General features: G+C 66.3%; 15 protein-coding genes and 1 riboswitch. Of the genes, 4 read left to right on the top strand and 11 right to left on the bottom strand.

Annotation, left to right across the window (positions count from 1 at the left end; translation table 11 throughout):
* Positions 1–9 precede the first annotated feature (9 nt).
* The 10 genes from P2869_RS28555 to P2869_RS28510 all read right to left on the bottom strand — a co-directional run bounded on the left by P2869_RS28555 (position 10) and on the right by P2869_RS28510 (position 11,571).
* Entirely contained in the window at positions 10–483 is a 474-nt protein-coding gene (locus P2869_RS28555; protein WP_017774951.1) for an ArsI/CadI family heavy metal resistance metalloenzyme, read from the bottom strand.
* Between the two features lie 12 nt (positions 484–495).
* On the bottom strand, positions 496–819 hold the full coding sequence (locus tag P2869_RS28550) for a helix-turn-helix domain-containing protein (RefSeq protein WP_017774952.1): 324 nt from the start codon (positions 817–819) through the stop codon (positions 496–498).
* A 139-nt stretch (positions 820–958) separates the two neighbouring features.
* Positions 959–1,150 carry a Flp family type IVb pilin gene (locus P2869_RS28545; RefSeq protein ID WP_026121470.1) on the bottom strand — a complete coding sequence of 64 codons (192 nt, stop codon included), beginning with the start codon at positions 1,148–1,150 and terminating at the stop codon, positions 959–961.
* A gap of 222 nt (positions 1,151–1,372) precedes the next feature.
* A complete protein-coding gene (locus tag P2869_RS28540; protein ID WP_042300237.1) occupies positions 1,373–2,290 on the bottom strand; it encodes an ABC transporter ATP-binding protein in 918 nt (305 codons plus the stop codon).
* 50 nt (positions 2,291–2,340) lie between these two features.
* The gene (locus P2869_RS28535) at positions 2,341–3,312 is read right to left on the bottom strand and encodes an ABC transporter permease (RefSeq protein ID WP_277598712.1); all 972 of its coding nucleotides are present in this window, start codon (positions 3,310–3,312) and stop codon (positions 2,341–2,343) included.
* A gap of 54 nt (positions 3,313–3,366) precedes the next feature.
* Positions 3,367–4,434, bottom strand: coding sequence for an ABC transporter substrate-binding protein (locus P2869_RS28530; protein WP_277598711.1), 1,068 nt, complete (start codon positions 4,432–4,434; stop codon positions 3,367–3,369).
* A gap of 84 nt (positions 4,435–4,518) precedes the next feature.
* Positions 4,519–6,408 (bottom strand): allophanate hydrolase, encoded by a 1,890-nt coding sequence (atzF, locus tag P2869_RS28525; RefSeq protein ID WP_277598710.1) that lies wholly within the window; start codon positions 6,406–6,408, stop codon positions 4,519–4,521.
* Positions 6,399–10,124: an urea carboxylase gene (gene uca, locus P2869_RS28520; protein WP_277598709.1), complete on the bottom strand. Its 3,726-nt coding sequence runs from the start codon at positions 10,122–10,124 to the stop codon at positions 6,399–6,401. The genes atzF and uca overlap by 10 nt, the downstream gene beginning before the upstream one ends.
* The gene (locus tag P2869_RS28515; RefSeq protein ID WP_277598708.1) at positions 10,124–10,777 is read right to left on the bottom strand and encodes an urea amidolyase associated protein UAAP2; all 654 of its coding nucleotides are present in this window, start codon (positions 10,775–10,777) and stop codon (positions 10,124–10,126) included. Before P2869_RS28515 ends, uca begins: the two co-directional genes overlap by 1 nt.
* Positions 10,778–10,788: 11 nt before the next feature.
* Complete coding sequence (locus P2869_RS28510; protein WP_277598707.1) at positions 10,789–11,571, bottom strand: urea amidolyase associated protein UAAP1; 783 nt, start codon at positions 11,569–11,571, stop codon at positions 10,789–10,791.
* Between the two features lie 55 nt (positions 11,572–11,626).
* A riboswitch (guanidine-I (ykkC/yxkD leader) is annotated at positions 11,627–11,766 on the bottom strand.
* A 465-nt stretch (positions 11,767–12,231) separates the two neighbouring features.
* Between P2869_RS28510 and P2869_RS28505 the strand changes: the two genes are divergently transcribed.
* Together P2869_RS28505 and P2869_RS28500 are read left to right on the top strand one after the other, a co-directional pair.
* A complete protein-coding gene (locus P2869_RS28505) occupies positions 12,232–12,396 on the top strand; it encodes a hypothetical protein (RefSeq protein ID WP_017774961.1) in 165 nt (54 codons plus the stop codon).
* A gap of 16 nt (positions 12,397–12,412) precedes the next feature.
* A complete protein-coding gene (locus tag P2869_RS28500; RefSeq protein ID WP_277598706.1) occupies positions 12,413–12,649 on the top strand; it encodes a hypothetical protein in 237 nt (78 codons plus the stop codon).
* Between the two features lie 25 nt (positions 12,650–12,674).
* Here the strand turns inward: P2869_RS28500 and P2869_RS28495 are convergent, their stop codons facing one another.
* The gene (locus P2869_RS28495; RefSeq protein ID WP_277598705.1) at positions 12,675–13,427 is read right to left on the bottom strand and encodes a response regulator transcription factor; all 753 of its coding nucleotides are present in this window, start codon (positions 13,425–13,427) and stop codon (positions 12,675–12,677) included.
* A gap of 254 nt (positions 13,428–13,681) precedes the next feature.
* Between P2869_RS28495 and P2869_RS28490 the strand changes: the two genes are divergently transcribed.
* Both P2869_RS28490 and P2869_RS28485 read left to right on the top strand, forming a co-directional pair.
* Positions 13,682–14,329, top strand: coding sequence for a glycine zipper 2TM domain-containing protein (locus P2869_RS28490; RefSeq protein WP_199540932.1), 648 nt, complete (start codon positions 13,682–13,684; stop codon positions 14,327–14,329).
* 91 nt (positions 14,330–14,420) lie between these two features.
* Positions 14,421–14,906 (top strand): SRPBCC family protein, encoded by a 486-nt coding sequence (locus P2869_RS28485; RefSeq protein ID WP_277598704.1) that lies wholly within the window; start codon positions 14,421–14,423, stop codon positions 14,904–14,906.
* Positions 14,907–15,085: the final 179 nt, after the last annotated feature.

Below are 15,085 nucleotides of genomic sequence, written 5' to 3'. Positions count from 1 at the left end.
GCCATCGCCTCATTGCTCGCCAGCGGCGGGTGCCGCGGCCGCGCATGAGGTGTTGCCACGCGGGGCGCAACAGGAAGATGCGCCTGAAGCCGGCAATTGCCGGTTGCTCTCGCCGTAGACGAGCGCGCTGCCGAGGCTATGAAAATGCTCCCAGGCGATGCCCTGCGGGTCTACGATCCAGTGCTTGTCGCTGCGCGCATAGCAGCAGGTGGTTTCGCCCTGGTCCAGCAAGGCCATGTCCGCAGCCTGGGCGCGCTGCGCGAGTTCGGCGAGTTCGTCGGCGTGGTCCACCTGGAAGCCCAGATGATCCACGCCGGCCTTTGTGCCGCGCGTCGAAATGGCGAAGTTCACGCGGGGATCGTCCAGCATCCATTTCGCGTAGTCCGTTTCGATCCGCGCGGGTTCGGCGGCAAACAGCTTCGTATAGAAAGCGACACTGGCTGCAAGGTCCTCAACGTGGACGTGGACGTGAAACCGCTTCATGAACGTTCTCCTTCAGCATTTGCAGGAATCGGCGCCGGGCGTGAGGCACGTCTCGCCCTGGCAACAGTTTTCGGTCAGAAAGCCGAGCAGCGCATTCATCTGCTCGAAGGCGGTTCGATAAATCAGGCTGCGCCCATCGCGTTCCTGCGTGACGAGCCCCGCGTGCATCAACTCCTTCAGATGAAAGGAGAGTGTCGCGTTGGGAATGTCCAGTTGCCCCGCGATGGCGCCTGGCGTGAGTCCTGCCGGACCTGCCACCACCAGCATGCGGAACACGCGAAGCCGAAGCGCGTGAGCGAGCGCCGCCAGGGCGCGAATGACATCGTTTTCTTCCATATTTCCAATATAGTCGAAATTAAAGGCGGACGCCAGCAAATGATGAAGCGATGAAGAGCCGATCCGCTAAAGGCCGCGCTCTCGCCAGGCCGCACGTGGACGAAGCCCGTGCAGCCCGGCGCGCATCAAATCATCCCGTTCAGCTGGAGCTGCCGGAGTTCTGCGCCGCGGTCACCTGCGTGAACAGGTTCGTAAAAAGCGCACCGATGTTGTTGCTAAAGGCCACGCCGACAGCCGTCAGCGCCACCGCCACAATGCCCGCCATGATGGCGTATTCCATGGCGCTTACGCCGCGCTCGTCGCGTGCGAAGAGGCTCAATGCGTGTTTCATGGCTGCAACCCCCAGGATGTCTCTGTTTGGGTGCCCTGCGGTGTCGCCGCATGACGCGGATACCGTGTGGGCCTCGACGATTCTATCGGCGGCATACCGGAAGAAGTTTTCGAAATCAGCTGTCCTGATAGAACCGCGTCCGGTGGGCCGACAAACCGCTTATCGGCGGGGCTGCACAAAACTTGAGCGAGTGAAGTGTTGCAATTTGCGGCGCGCCTGTGCTCACTCCACCTCGTCGTTGACGTCCGTCATGCGGATCATGTGCGGGCTCACGCGCGCTTCGTCCTCGGGCGATTCGTGCGATTGCGGCGGGTGAATCAACGCGTCGAGCCTCGCGCGTGTGGCGAGAAATTCCGGCGACGTGAACTGCTCGTAGCTGCGCGGCCGTGGCACGGGTACTTCGATCAACTCCTGCACCTCACCCGGATGCGCCTTCAGCACGAGGATGCGGTCGGCGAGAAAGATCGCTTCGTCCAGGTCGTGGGTAATGAACAGGATCGTGATGTCGACGTTGCGCCAGATGTCGAGCAGATGCGCCTGCATCTTCGCGCGGGTCTGCGCGTCGAGCGCGCCGAACGGCTCGTCCATGAGCAGGATGCGTGGCCGGTTCGCGAGCGCGCGCGCAATCGCCACGCGCTGCTTCATGCCGCCCGAAAGCTGATGCGGGTACGCGTTGGCGAATTTCTCGAGGCCCACCAGATCGAGCCATTGCAGCGCTTCGCGTTCCGCTTCCGCCGCGCCCTGGCCGTTCATGCGCAGCCCGAACATCACGTTCTTCTTCACGGTGAGCCACGGGAACAGCGTGTAGCCCTGGAACACCATGCCGCGGTCGGCGCCGGGACCATCCACGGCTTTGCCGTTCACGCGCACTTCGCCGCTCGTCTGCGTTTCGAGCCCCGCGAGAATGCGGATCAGCGTGGACTTGCCGCAACCCGACGGCCCGATCACGCAGACGAACTCGCGCCGGTGCGTCGTGAAGCTCACGTTGTTGAGCGCGACGTGCTCGCCTTGCGGCGACGCGAAGCGCTTGCCCAGATTGCGAACCTCCAGCACGGGTTCGCGGGCCTTGAGGCGCGCAAAGCGCGCCCGTACCGCATCGGACTGCAGGAGGTAGTCGGGTATGGATTGCGGGGACAGCATGTTGCGCTCCTTGAGAGTCGATGCGAATACAGCGAACCGTGCAGCGAACCTCACGCCTTGAGCGTACGGTCCCACGGAAACAGCTTGCGGCCGAGTAGCGCGAGCACGAGGTCCGTGCCGAGGCCGATGATGCCGATCATCATGATGGCCGCGTAGACGTTGTCGAAATGCTGGTAGCGCGCCTGCTGCGTGATGTACCAGGTGATGCCCGAACTCGTGCCCACCAGTTCCGCGACGATCAGATAGGTCCACGCCCAGCCCAGCAGAATGCGCTGATCGCGGTACAGGTCCGGCAGGATGCCGGGCACCACCACGTGTGTGAGCAGCTTGATGCGCCGCGTGCCGAGCGTCATCGCGGCTTCCAGCAGCCCGTATTCGAGCTTGCGCGTGGTGTTGGCGATGATGAGCACCTGCTGAAAGAGCGTGCCGATCACGATGATGGCGATCTTCGGCGCGTCGTAGATGCCGAGTATCGCGACCATGAGCGCCCCGAACGCGGGCGCCGGCAGATAGCGGAAGAACTCGAAGAACGGCTCCTGCAGTCGCGCGAGCGCGCTATATGTGCCGCACACAATGCCGAGCGGCACGCCGATTACCGACGACACCACGAAGCCCCAGAAGATCACCTGGACACTGTGCCAGAGGCTCTGGTGCAGCCACACGCCGTCCTGGCCCGCGGGCGGCGTGGTGAACGCCGTATAGAACGCGCGCAGCACTTCGTGCGGCGCCGGCAGATAGACGGGATTCGCGCTCACGCCCACGGGCAGCGCGGCGTGTGTTTGCCGCGCGTGCTCCAGTTCGTCGGCGAACACGGCCTTGTCCACGCGCATGCCGGGCTGGAAATAGTCCACGCTGCCCGGGGTCGTGATGAGCATCTGCGGATGCCAGATGAACGGCACATAGCTCACGATGCACCACACGATGAGCGGCAGCAGGAACGAGCCGGCGCCCAGCATCCACTTCGCGCGCGGCGGCAGTTCGCGCCGCACGGCAAACCATCCCGTCTGACTCATTCCGGCCATGGCGTTCTCCAGCAATGTCCTTTGGCGGCCACGGGCGCAGCGCCCGTGGCCGTGTTACTTCAGCGCCGCCGTCAGCGACGGATCGATATACGCATTCACGTCCTGCGGCGTCTTGTACACCGCGTACTTCACGTTGAACGCATCGGCGGTGTGGCTCGAGCCGTACAGCGACTTGAAGCCGTCGCCCTTCACGTAGGCTGCGCGCGCTTCGGGCAGCGTGAGCAGCTTCGTTCCTTTGAGCAGCGGCAGATATTGCTCCGGCTTCAGGCCCACGCGATTCGCCATGATCTTCACGGCGTCGGCTTGCGTGGCCGGATCGCCGATGTAATGCACAACGCGGTACCAGACCTTCGCGAGCTTTTCCCAGTCCGCGCGATGCGAAGCGAGGCTCACGGGGTTCACGGCGAGCACGTCGTAGATGAGCCCCGGTTCGTCGGCCGACGTGAACACCGGACGCGAACCCGGCACCTGACGCAGCGCTTCGCCCGCGTTCGGCTGCCAGGCGGCGATGGCGGAAACGTCCGCAGAGGCGAGCACCTGAGGCGTCTCGTTGGTCTTCGCGTTCACGAGCGTCACGTCGCCTTCTTTCATGCCGCTGCGCTGCAACGCGTCGAGCAGCAGTAGATGATCGACCACACCGAACTCCACGCCGATCTTCTTGCCCTTCAGGTCTTTCAGCGTGCGCGCAGGCGGCTTCGCGACCACCATGTCGTTGCCGTTCGAGTAGTCCGTGATGAGCGCCATCACGTTCTTCGCGCCGTTCGCGCCCATCGTGAGCGCGTCGCCGTTCGTGACGAGCACGGCGTCGAGCTTGTTGGCGGCGTAGGCGTCCATGGAGGCGGCGTAGTCGAACCATTCGAACTGGACGTCGAGGCCGGCTTCCTTGAACCAGCCCTTGTCGATGGCGACTTGCCATGCGACCCAGCCCGGCCAGTCGCTGTAGCCCACGCGCAGCGGCGCGGCCGCAGCGGACTGCGCCGCGGCGGCGAAGAGCCCCGTGGCGAGGGCGGCGGCGCCGGCCGCACGCGCGAGCCACCGGCATACCGAGCGCTTCGCGAGAACCGCGGCGCTCGTGGCGGCTCGCGAGGGCGAGCCGGATGCGATTGCGAACTTCGTCTTCATGGGTGATCTCCAGGCAGGATGGTCAACGGCTTGCTTCAGTGAATCGGTGGGTTTGGTCTCGTTTCTTTTCGGTGACGGTGCGGCTCATGGCGTTTCGGCGGCACTCGCGCTCTCGCGGGCGGGCGGCTCAGCGGTCTGCGAAACATGACGCCGATAGGCGCGCCAGCCGCCGAATGCGCTGATGTCCTCGGCGCCTGCGAGCGCTGCGTTCTCGCACAGGAAGCCCTGCACCGTGCTGCCGTCGGCGAGCGTGAGTGTGCCGATGCCGAGCGGCGCGCGAATGCCCGCCACGAACGAGCCATACGCGGCCACTGGCATGTCCCACACCTCGACTTCGATAGCTGTGCCGCCTTCGCTCACGCGAACGAGGCCGGGCTTCGCCGGCGTGCCGGCCGTGGCGATGGGCAGCGCGTAGAGCCGATAGGCGGGCGCCGTCGACATGGTCGCAACGAGCCGCGCGCCGCGTTCTGTGAGCTGCTCATTGAGCGGCTCGCCGCTCAGATGCGCGCCGACGACGGCAACGCGGACGGTGGCGACATGCGTCGATTGCGGTTCGACGCGTGTGTCAGGCGCCGACGCCTCTTGCGTTTCACCCAGCCACGCCCGCGCAAGCGCAAGCAGCGCCACGTCGTCGTGAGCGCGGCCCACGAACGTCACGCCGAACGGCAACCCCGCATGCGCACCTTCGGCGCACACGCCCGCAGGCACCGCGAGCGCAGAGAGATCGAGCAGATTGACGAAGTTCGTGTAGTAGCCGAAGCGCGCGTTCACACCGATGGGGTCGGCTTCGAGTTCCGCAATCGTCGCCGTGGTGGGCGACGTGGGCGTGACCATGACGTCGATCTGCGTCCAGACCTGTTCTGCCTGCAAGCGTAGTGCGGCGAGGCGGTCGAAGGCGGTGAACGCGTCGGCGGCGCTCCAGCGTGCCGCGCCGCCGATAATCTGCCGCGTAACCGGATGCAGCGCGTCGGGCTGCGCTTCGAAGAACGCGCGGATGGCGGCGAGTCGTTCCGCGACCCACGGTCCTTCGTAGAGCAGTCGCGCGGTGGCGAGGAACGGCTCGAAATCGATTTCCACGAGTTCGGCGCCCGCGGCTTTCAGCTTGTTCAGCGCGGCATCGAATGCGGCGGCGTACGAGTCGTCGCCGTAGAACGCGAGTTGCGCCTGGCGCGGCACGCCGAAGCGCCCGCCACGCAGCGTGGCGGGCGCGAATGCGAAAGCGCTGGCGGAGGGCTGCCAGGCGCGCGCATACGGGTCGCTATCCGCCACGCCGTGGGCCACGTCGAATACGCGTGCGGCGTCGCTGGCCGACTGCGCGAAGATCGAGACGCAATCGAGCGACCGGCACGCGGGCACCACGCCGAGCGTGCTCAACACGCCCTTGGTCGGCTTGAGGCCCACGAGGCCGTGAAACGCCGCGGGCACGCGCCCGGAGCCGGCGGTGTCGGTGCCTAACGAAAACGCCGCGAGCCCGAGCGCCACCGCCACGGCGCTGCCCGAACTGGAGCCGCCCGACGCGTAGCGCGGGTCGAGCGCGTTGCGGCACGCGCCATAAGGCGAGCGTTGGCCCGAGAGGCCCGTGGCGAACTGATCGAGATTCGTCTTGCCCACGGGAATCGCGCCCGCCGCGATCAGCCGCTCCACCACCGGCGCGCTGCGTTCCGGCGTGTACGCGTAGGCGGGGCAGCCGGCCGTGGTGGGCACGCCTGCGAGGTCGATGTTGTCCTTGATCGCGAAGGGGATGCCGTAGAGCGGCAGCGTTGCGGGATCACGGCCCTCCAGGCGCTGCGCGTAAGCCATCATCTCGTCGCGCGTGAGCGCGCGAATCCAGACGTGGTGCGTGTCCTCGCCCGATGTGCGCGCGGCGAGCGCGTCCACCAGCTGTGCGGGCGTAAGACTGCCGTCGAGATAGCGGGCGCGCAGCGACGCTATCGACATCGACTCAGCCACTTCGGATTGAACGTTCACTTGCATGTGGCCTCCTCGCCGGTCGCGGTTGCGGTTGCGGTTGCGCTTGTGCTTGTGGTTGTCTCGACGCAAGGCGCGGCGGCACTCGCTATCTGCAGCACCATCAGCCGCTGGCCGGCGACCACGGCATCGCCTGCCGCGCAGCCGATGGTTTCGATCACGCCGTTCGCAGGTGCAGCCACGGCGACTTCCATCTTCATCGATTCCACGATCGCAACGTCTTGCCCTTCGGTCACGCGTTCGCCCTCGGCGACCAGCAGCTTCCAGACGCTGCCCGACACGTCGGCGGCAATCGCGCGGCGGTCGTCGGGCAGAGCCGCTTCATCCGCTGCATCGCCTGCGACGCCGTTCGCATTTGCCTCGCCCTCCGCGGCGTAGTCCGCCTGGCCCGCGGCGCGCCACCGCTCGCGCTCGGCTTCGAAGGCGGTTTGCTGGCGCGACTTGAATGCCGCAATGGACTCCGCTTCGTCCTTCAAAAAGCGTTCGTACTCGCCCAGATCGAACACCGACTCTTCGATGCGTAGCGACCGGCGTCCCGCGATGAAGTCGCTGCGCCATTCGGCGAGTTCCGCCTCGCTGACTTCGAAAAAGCGGATCTCGTCGAAGAAGCGCAGCAGCCACGGCTTGCCCGCGACGAACTCCTTCGTGGTGCGGTAGCGGTTCCACATCTGCACGGTGCGTCCGACGAACTGGTATCCGCCCGGGCCTTCCATGCCGTAGACGCACAGATACGCGCCGCCGATGCCCACGGCGTTTTCGGGCGTCCACGTGCGCGCGGGGTTGTACTTGGTGGTGACGAGCCGATGCCGCGGGTCCGCGGGCGTCGCAACAGGCGCGCCGAGATAGACGTCGCCCAGCCCGAGCACGAGGTAACGCGCGTCGAACACGATGCGCTTCACGTCGTCGATGCTTTCCAGCCCATTGATGCGGCGAATGAACTCGATGTTGCTCGGGCACCAGGGCGCATCGGGCCGCACGGACTGCATGTAGCGTTCGATCGCAATGCGCGTGGACGGGTCGTCCCACGAAAGCGGCAGATGCACGATGCGGTTGCGCACGCGCATGGCGTCCACGGCGGGCAGCGCGGCCTCGGCTTCGCGCAGATGGTCGAGCAGCCGCTCGCGCGAGAGCGCCGCGCTGTCGAAATGCACCTGCAACGAGCGGATGCCGGGCGTGAGGTCCACGATGCCGGGCAACGGGTTCGCGGCGAGCCAGTCCATCAGCGCATGCACGCGAAAGCGCAGCTTGAGGTCGAGTACGGGCGGCCCATATTCGATCAGCAGATTGCGGTCGCCGGAGCGGCGATAGACCACGCCGACGCCGTCGCCTGCGTGGTCGTCGCGGTGGAGTACGCAGTCGTGTGCTGCGTTCGGCTTCGTGCCTGACGATGTAGATGCGGATGCAGATGCGGATGCAAGTGCCGACGCAAGAGCGGATGCATCTGCGGGCACAAACCGCACCGTATCCCCCGGGCGCAGCTGGCCGAGTTTCCACAGGTCATCGCCGATCACCGTGACGGGGCACACGAAGCCGCCCAGGCTCGGGCCGTCGGGGCCGAGAATCACCGGCATGTCGCCCGTGAAATCCACGGCGCCAATCGCATACGCGTTGTCGTGAATGTTCGACGGATGCAGCCCGGCCTCGCCGCCGTCCGTGCGCGCCCATTGCGGCTTCGGGCCGATCAGGCGCACGCCTGTGCGGCTCGAGTTGTAGTGCACGGTCCAGTGCGCCTCGTAGAGCATCGCGATGTCGTCGGGCGTGAGGAAGTCGGGCGCGCCGTGCGGGCCGTCCAGCACGCGCAGCTCCCACGCGTGCGTGAGCACAGGGACGCGCGTGGGTGCGAGCGTGGCGCCGGGCTCGCCGTGGCCCGCGTGCGTGCCGACGTGCAGCACGTCGCCTTTACGCAGCGCGCGGCCCGCGTGGCCGCCGAACTGACCGAGCGTGAAGGTGGCTTTGCTGCCCAGATAGTCGGGCACGTCGAGGCCGCCCTTCACGGCGAGGCACGCGCGCATGCCCGCGCCTGTCACCCCGCCCAGCTTCAACACCGCGCCTGCGGCTGCGCGCGTCACGGTCCAGAACGGCGCTGGCTCGCCGTCGAGCGTGGCAGCGAGCGCCGCGCCGCCCAGCACGAACAGCGTCTCCGTATTGAAGCGCAGCGTGGCGCCGACCATCGTGAATTCGAGCCCCGCGGCATCAGGCGCGTTGCCGAGCAATTCGTTGGCAAGCTGGAACGAGAGGTCGTCCATGGGCCCCGACGGCGGCACGCCGATGTCCCAGTAACCGAGCCGCCCTGGCAACTGCTGCACCGTGGTCTGCACGCCGCCGTCGAGCACGTCGATGGTGTGCGGCGCGAAGTGGAAGCGGCCGAGAAAGCCCGTGGTCTGCTCGCCGCTCGCGAACGTGGGCGAGCCCGCAATCGCGCGCAGGTAGTCGAGATTCGTTTCGATGCCGTAGAGCCGCGTTTCGGCGAGCGCGCTGCGCAGCTTCGCGAGCGCGGCTTCGCGCGACTCGCCGGTCGCGATGATCTTCGCGAGCAGCGGATCGTAGAACGCGCTCACCTCCGTGCCGGCATCGACCCAGGTGTCCACGCGCACATCGGCGGGAAACGCGACGTGCGTGAGCGTGCCCGAGCCGGGCTGAAAGTGCCTGTTCGGGTCTTCGGCGTAGACGCGCACCTGAATGCTTGCGCCACGCGGCGCCTGCGGCGCTTTTACCGCTTGCACCAACGTGGCGAGCGGCGCCAACGTGCCTTCGGCCTGGCGGATCATCCACTCCACCAGATCGACGCCCGTCACTTCCTCGGTCACGCCGTGCTCGACCTGGAGCCGCGTGTTGACTTCGAGAAAGTAGAACGCGCGCGTGGTGACGTCGAACACGAATTCGACGGTGCCCGCGGAGGCATAGTCGACCGACTTCGCAAGACGCACGGCGGTGGCATGCAGGGCGGCGCGTTCTTCGTTCGAGAGCCCCGGTGCCGGCGTTTCTTCGATCACCTTCTGGTTGCGCCGCTGCACCGAGCAATCGCGCTCGCCGAGCGCGATGACGTTGCCCGCGCCGTCGCCGAACACCTGCACTTCGATGTGGCGCGCGTGCTCCACGAACTTTTCCAGATAGACGCCCGCGTGCGCGAAGTTCGCTTCGCCAAGGCGCGCCACCGATGCGAACGCCGCCTCCAGTTGCGCCGCGTCGCGGCACAGCGACATACCGATGCCGCCGCCGCCCGCGGTGCTCTTGAGCATGACGGGGTAGCCGAGCGTGGCGGCGGCGTCGAGTGCCGCCGCCGCATCGGCAAGCAGGCCGGTGCCGGGCAGCAGCGCCACGCCGCTCGCTTGCGCGAGTTCGCGCGCCGTGTGCTTGAGGCCGAAGCGCCGCATCTGCTCCGGACGTGGGCCGATAAAACGCAGCCCTGCCGCTTCGCATGCCTCGCCGAACGCCGCGTTTTCCGAGAGAAAACCGTAGCCCGGATGAATGGCCTGAGCGCCCGTGCGGCGCGCCGCATCGAGTATCGCGGCGGCGTTGAGGTAGCTCGCGGCGGCGGGCGCGGGCCCGATGCAGACGGCTTCGTCGGCCTGCATGACGTGCATGGCGTGACGGTCGGCTTCCGAATACACGGCGACCGACGCGATGCCGAGCCGCTTCAGCGTGCGGATCACGCGGCAGGCAATCTCGCCGCGATTCGCGATGAGGACCTTGTCGAAGGTTTTCTGAAGCGTATGTGCCATCACGCGCTCCAGATCGCGAGCCGCACGGGCGTCGGGTTATAGCCGTTGCACGGGTTGTTGAGTTGCGGGCAGTTCGAGATGAGCACCGTGACGTCCTGCTCCGCGCGCATTTCCACGTACTTGCCCGGCGCCGAGATGCCGTCTTCGAACGTCAGCTTGCCAAGCGGCGTGACGGGCACGTTCATAAAGAAGTTGATGTTGCTCACGATGTCGCGCTTCGTGAGCAGCGCGCCCGCGCCGCACGTGCAATGCGTGATCGCGTTGAGGAAGCTGTCGCGGCAGTTGTGCATGTGGCGCTTTTCGAGCGCGTAGCGCACGGTGTTGCTCTCGGCCGCGCAGGCGCCGCCCAGCGTGTCGTGACGGCCACAGGTGTCCGCAACGATGGTGAGCAACGCGTTGCCGCGATTCGACATCAGCACGCTGCCCGCCGTGAGGTACAGGTTGCGTTGCGCGCGAATGGTGTCCTGCGCGCTGTAGCGTTCGTGCGGGTCGGCGCTGCTGTAGAAGAGCGTGTCCACGGCCTGGTTGCCTTCCAGGTCGATGATGCGCAGCGTCTCGCCGCGCTTCACGTCGTGCAGCCAGGGCTCGCCTGCGGGCAGCGTGAAGTCGTAGTGGGCATGGCGCAGATCGAGCGCGCTTTCGATGATCGGCATGGCGGCGCTCCTTACGCGAACAGACGGTCGGTGTTGATGAAGCCGCGAGTGTTCTCGGGGCACGCGGTGCGGCACGGGTCGTCGGCGGGGGCGGATGCGTCAGCGGCATAGGCGCGGTACGCGATCACGCGCACGGGCTTCGGCTCGTATTGCGTGCGCGGGTCGAGCGGATGCGGCGCCGTGGAGAACGCTGCAAGCGTGTTCATTTCGAAGCGCAGATCGAACGTGCTTCCCGCCGGCGAATGGCCCGGCACGAATTCGAGCGCGCCGTCGTCGCCCACGGCGACCTTGCTGAAGAAGTTCACGTTGGCCACGAGGTCGCGCTCGCCAAGGCCGTACTTCGCAAGTTCGAGCACGAGGCTGTCGCGGCCGTTGCGGATCATGTCGTTGCGATGCGTCTGATAGCACGCGGTGCCGTACTTCTGCGCGAAGAGCGCGGCATCGCCTACGCCGCCGAGCGGATCGTGCCAGCCGAGCGTATCGGCCGTGATCGAGGCCATGACGCGCCCCATGTCCGAATACAGCACGTGGCCGCGCGTGAGGTGCGCGGTGTGCTGGGCCTTCAACGTGTCGGCCATGTTGTAGCGTTCGAGCGGATCTTCCTGGCGATAGAACACGGCAGCGAGATTCGCGCCGCCTTCCATATCGACGATGCGCAGCGCGAGGCCGCGGCGCACGACGGCGGACCAGTGGGTGCCCGCGGGAATCACGGTTTCCCACAGCGGCGTGATGGCGGGGAGGGACGTGTCTCGCGCAGCGGGCAACGCGGCGTCGGCGGGGAGGCTGGACGGCATGGAGGCTCCTGGGTCGGATTGGACAAAGCGTGAGAGGGCGACGAACGACATCGCGACCTCCCGGGCTTTTATCCCTCCGTGGAGCCTCGGCGCCGCCTTGCAGGAAGGTGGAGACGAGACCGGATTGCTCTCGGACCAGGCGTCGTGTGTGCGGCTTGCGCGGCGGTCACGACCGGAACCCTAGCGATCCTAAGATGATGCAAATTGCTTCGCACCTCTCGCGGGGTAACTTAGCGAGTTCTGTGCCAGAGGTGCGTGCGGAAGCCGCTATAGACGCGCGCAGGCCCTACAGGGCAAGCGTTGCGCCGCATGTGTGCGTGCGCACGGCACGCGCGTTGAAGGCCGTTTGCAAGCCGCCGTGCGCGTTCACGAAGCGGCGCGTGCACCGAGGCAAGGCGCAAAAGGCACCACGGCGAGGCACCACAGCGAGGCACGATGCCCGGCGCACCTGCGAGGCGGGGAGGGGTTCAAGACCCCGCAAAGCCCCGCCAGGCGGGCGATTCAGCCATTGTTGTGGAACAGCAAACTATGAATTCAGCGCTGCCCCGTTGATGCAAATCGGGAAATGCTCCAACTTACGCATCAACGGGCGGCCAGAAGTGGTAGCCCCGCTGAACCGATCAACCTGACTCAATCGCATTTGCGGACGTGGAGCATGAGATGGATATCGTCGATCTCGCCCGGCAGGCTGGCATGACGGTCGTGCTCGATGCGCGCATCGGGCGCGAGGAATACCGCACCGTGCATGGCTCTGTCGCGGCACTGGAGCGGTTTGCGGAACTGGTGGCCGCGTCGCTCGAATGCGAGTCCGCCCGCGAAAACTGATTGCAAGGAGAAGGCCATGAGCTTCGACGACTCGACTTTCCAACGCGCCAACGTCGCGCGCCGCGTGCACGATGACAGCGGAGAACTGCGGAGCGGAGAACTGCGCCGTGCGCATGCCGAAGTGCGTACGGATAGCAGCAACGCGACACGCGCGGCCGTGCCTGCACGAAACTGGGCATGGGCCAACAGCAACGACACGTACGACTGGATGGATTCGCATACGCCGTCTCCGTCGCCGGATCTGCTGAACTGACCGCCTTACAGACTGACGTGTACGGCTATGCGACTTCGGCGGACGTTGCGACGTCCGCCACGTCCAGCTGATAGCCGCGCGCATACACGGCACGCAGCTGCACCCCACGCGTGCCGTTCAACTCCAGCTTCTTGCGCAGTTTGTAGATGTGCTGTTCGAGCGTGCGTCCCACGATGTCGTCCGAACTGCTCCACACCGCGCCGGCCATCTGCCGGCGACTCACATACTCCCCGCACCGCGAAAACAGGATCCACGCCACGGCGAACTCGCGTGGCGTGAGGTCGATGGTCTGCGTGCCGATGTGCACCGTGCACGTGCGCCGGTTGAGCGCATACGCGTCTACGACGAGCCGATCGTCTGTGTGGGTGGGCCCCGCGCTGCCACGCGTGCGTCGTAGTGCGAGATGCACGCGCAAGACGAGTTCGCGCGAATCGACCGGGGAGAGCACCACTTCATCGGCGCCGGCATCGAGCAGTTGCTCGGCGGCGTCGATGCCGCCGCGGATGCCCACCGCGATGAGCGGCACGCGCGAATCCTCGTGACCGCTGCGCTGCGCGAGGGCCGGCGGTGACGATGCCGCGTCGCCTTGCGCGTCCATCAGGATCGCGCTGAAGGTCGGTTGATTCGATGCAGCGGCGCGCGCGAGCGCTGCGCTGTCGGCGAAATGGACGCACGTGGCGCCGTCTTCGCCGAAGCACGCACTGACGAGGCCAAACAGGCTCGCGCTGCCTGTTACGACGGCGAGCCGCACGTTGCGGCACAGGGAAGGTGGGTGCATGGCGTCGCGCCTCGTTGTCGTTATGACATGCCCACACAACACTCAATGGGGCGGCGTTATTCCTCGCACGTTTCTCTCTTCGATGAGCAAGCGAGGCGCCTTCATCAGACCCGCGCGATGGGCGGCAAAAGACTTTACACACTGTTACTCGGGACCACGAAAAATCGGCGGCGCCTTTCCCTATACTCCGCGCATCATCCGTTACGCCCGCGGGCGCGGGCACCACCGCTACGGCAGCACATCGAGTACAGATCATGAAAAACACGCGTTCAGTCAGGCTTTTTGTTGGGACCGTTGCCATCGCGGCAGGCGCGGCACTTGCGCTCACCGGATGCGCCGTGCCGGGACCGTCGCCTTATGGATCGTCGTACGGCGGCGGGTACCAGGCGCAACCGGCGTATGCCCAGCCTCAGCCGGCTTACTCGCAGCCGGGGTACGTGCAGCAGCCGTATGCACAGCCGGGCTATCAGCAGCAATACGACACGCAGGGCTACCCTCAGCAGCCTGCGCCGCAGCCGTATCCGCAGCAGCCTGCCGCGGGTTATGGTGCGCAATACGGTGTGGTGTCGAGCATCCAGCCGCTCGTTTCAAACGGCGGTCCGGCGAGCACGGGCGGTGTGGTCGGCACGGTGGCGGGCGCGCTGGTGGGCGGCGTGATCGGCAACCAGTTCGGACGCGGCCACGGCCGCGACGTCGCGACCGTGGTGGGCGCACTGGGTGGCGCGGTGGCCGGCAACCAGATCGGCCAGCAATACAGCAATAGCACGTCGACGCCGTCGGGCTACCGCGTCGTGGTGCAATTGAGCGACGGCTCGTCGCGCGCGTTCGATGTGAGCAACCCCGGCGATCTGCGTCCTGGCGACCGCGTGCAGATCAACGGCAATCGCATCGACCGTTACTGATTCCGTCTGGGCCTCGCCGGCACGGACCGGGACCTCCATGTGCTTCGCGCCGGTTCAGAATAAGAACCGGCACACGACCACGGAGGCTGCCGTGCGCAACAGCCAGTACGCGTTCACGACGACATGGCGCATCCACGCGCCGTTGCAGGCGGTGTGGGCCGCCATAGAAGACTGCGCGCGGTGGCCCGAATGGTGGAAGAGCGTGGAGCGCGTGGAAGCCATCGAGGCCGGCGACACACGCGGCATCGGCGCATTGCATCGCTACACGTGGAAGGGCGCGCTGCCGTACCGGCTCGTGTTCGACATGCGCGTGACGCGCATCGAGCCGCTCGTCGCACTCGACGGTTATGCCACGGGCGCCGTGGAAGGCGCTGGCCGGTGGCGTTTTTCAGAGCAGGACGGCGTGACGGTCATTCGCTACGAATGGCAGGTACGCACCATGCGGCCTTGGATGAACCTCGTGGCTCCCCTCGCCCGGCCGCTCTTCCAATGGAATCACGACCACGTGATGCGCGAGGGCGGCAAAGGGCTTGCGCGCTTGCTTGACGTGCCGCTTATTGACATCGAGCACGGCTGAATTTCGCGGGCTACAATCCGGCGCCGGGATAACCCTGGGTGATCGAAGCGTCTATCGTCTGCAGAATCGCTGCGCTAGCGGCGCGGCATAACCTTTCTCATCGCCTGCATTTTCCCTGCAATACCCTTTGATTTGCAGCCCTGTTGCGCGCAGCGATCCTGCGTGCGGCACCTCGCAAC

The sequence above is a fragment of the Paraburkholderia sp. SUR17 genome (assembly GCF_029536165.1).
In the GTDB taxonomy this organism is placed as follows: Bacteria; Pseudomonadota; Gammaproteobacteria; order Burkholderiales; family Burkholderiaceae; genus Paraburkholderia; species Paraburkholderia kururiensis.
The sequence above is the reverse complement of the archived record's forward strand: the minus strand, read 5'-3'. Positions and strand labels throughout refer to the sequence as shown.